Annotated in this window: 1 protein-coding gene; it reads right to left on the bottom strand. The window is 58.9% G+C overall.

The window, feature by feature from the left end:
- Window positions 1-39: 39 nt before the first annotated feature.
- Window positions 40-1,347: an integrase core domain-containing protein gene (locus ABEB26_RS26835; protein ID WP_486348343.1), complete on the bottom strand. Its 1,308-nt coding sequence runs from the start codon at window positions 1,345-1,347 to the stop codon at window positions 40-42.
- Window positions 1,348-1,449 lie beyond the last annotated feature (102 nt).

Here is a 1,449-nt window from a genome sequence, read left to right as displayed (position 1 = left end):
TTGTGCTGATCAGGTACATCATCACCTGGATCACCCTCATCATCGGCGGCGCTTCGTGCGTCGCTGCTTGAGCCGTTTGGTTTCCTGTGCAGCCAAGCCACACAATGCCTCAACCAGCTGCTCAAACGGCATCATCCCACCCAAGAGCCGCTTCAGCATGACCCGCTTCACGGTCCGTTCACGCTGGATCAGTACCAGTTCCCGCGCGGCGGCATCCACCTGCACGGCCAATGCCTGCCCTGCATAGGCAATGCCTGCCGTATAGGTTGCGCCATCCACGACCAGTTTGCCTTGCGCATTGACCCGCCGCACAAACGTCCAGCCGTCTATCTGCTTCAGCCAGCCATCCGCATCGACCTGCGCCGGAACGGGTGGTAACACGGGCAAGGCAGGAAACGCCTCGGCAGGCGGGCGATTGCCACAGGCCCGGCCTTGGTGGGGACGCTCGATGCGATACCAGTCGCAATAGGCATCGACTTGGGCTTGAGCTTCCGACTCGGTGGTCGGCCAGTTTGGATAGACCGATTCCCCCTTGTAGTTTTTATGAAACCGCTCCACAAACGGCTTTAAGTCGGGACGATGGGGTGGACACACGTCAACCTGAATGCCGAGATTGAGCAACAAGCGTTGGAAGGGCGAGGGGAAATCGGCGACGCGCTTGTTACTGACCAATCGCACATCACAATCCATCCGAATCCGCGCAGGCAGCCCGATCTGTTGGAGAATACTGGCGGTCGTCCGAATCACCGAGGCCATATGAAAATCAGTACTAATCCGCGCGGCGACGGGAATCGATGTCCCCGCATCGACCCACATGAAGGCCTCGGCAGCGTGTTGACGTTTGCCATCGGGGTCGGGCGGAATGGTGGTGACATCGGTAAAATCGATCTCGATTTCCTGCATGGGCGGACAGGGGGTACGCGGCTGGCGCTGGTGGGTGGGTGGGTCTACGAGCAACTGATGATCGCGTAAGATGCGATTCACCGTGGTGGGTGAACGGGGAATCCGCTCATCGGCGAGATCAGGATCGCGCTGGAGATAGGCAATGATGGTTTTGGCTCCGACGGTGCGATGGAACTGCGTGACCAACTCCTGACGCAAGGTCAGAATGCGGTGAATCACGCGATCACTCCACGCTGGCGGTGGGGTTTTGCGTGCCCGTGATTGGCTCTGGCAGACAACAGCGGGATCGGGATGGGGTGGCGAGCCAATGCGCTGTTTCCAGATGCGTACCCAATCCGTCGAGGCGTTGAGCGCGGTGGCAAACTGGCGATTCGACCAGTCAGGGTTCGTGTGGAGCAATTCGTACAACGTGCGGCGAGCAGCAAACCAGCGATCCGTGACCATTGATGACCTCCGCAAGCCAAAAAACGGGTACGGTCACTATGATAGCGGATCGGTCGCCGATGATGAGGGTGATCCAGGTGATGATGTACCTGATCAGCACAA

Source organism: Herpetosiphon gulosus, assembly GCF_039545135.1.
GTDB lineage: Bacteria > Chloroflexota > Chloroflexia > Chloroflexales > Herpetosiphonaceae > Herpetosiphon > Herpetosiphon gulosus.
The sequence above is the reverse complement of the archived record's forward strand: the minus strand, read 5'-3'. Positions and strand labels throughout refer to the sequence as shown.